At 44.9% G+C, this 675-nt stretch carries 1 protein-coding gene; it reads right to left on the minus strand.

The window, feature by feature from the left end; genetic code table 11:
* Nucleotides 1-675 (minus strand): GTP-binding protein (locus F4V57_RS14710; RefSeq protein ID WP_228268234.1); only part of this gene is annotated, 675 nt, incomplete at both ends.

Here is a 675-nt window from a genome sequence, read left to right on the forward strand (position 1 = left end):
CCCGGTTTAGCCAATACCTGACCACGTTGTACTTCTTCACGTTTTGTACCACGAAGTAACACACCACAGTTTTCGCCTGCACGACCTTCGTCTAGCAACTTACGGAACATTTCTACGCCAGTTACTGTTGTTTTCGCTGTATCTTTGATACCGACGATTTCAACTTCTTCACCAACTTTCACAATACCTGACTCTACACGACCAGTTACTACTGTACCGCGACCAGAGATTGAGAATACGTCTTCGATTGGCATAAGGAATGCTTTGTCAATCGCACGTTCCGGTTCAGGAATATAAGAATCAAGTGCAGCAACCAAAGAAAGTACTGACTCTTCACCGTAAGGACCTGCATCACCATTTAATGCAGCTAAAGCTGAACCACGGATAACTGGAGTATCATCACCTGGGAATTCGTAAGTAGAAAGAAGTTCACGTACTTCCATTTCTACCAATTCAAGTAATTCTTCATCATCTACAAGGTCGCATTTGTTTAGGAATACAACGATGTATGGTACACCTACCTGACGAGATAGAAGGATGTGTTCACGTGTTTGTGGCATTGGACCATCAGTCGCTGCACAGACAAGGATCGCACCGTCCATTTGCGCAGCACCAGTGATCATGTTTTTCACATAGTCAGCGTGTCCCGGACAATCTACGTGTGCGTAGTGACGA

Source organism: Acinetobacter qingfengensis (assembly GCF_008693185.1).
Classification (GTDB): domain Bacteria; phylum Pseudomonadota; class Gammaproteobacteria; order Pseudomonadales; family Moraxellaceae; genus Acinetobacter; species Acinetobacter qingfengensis.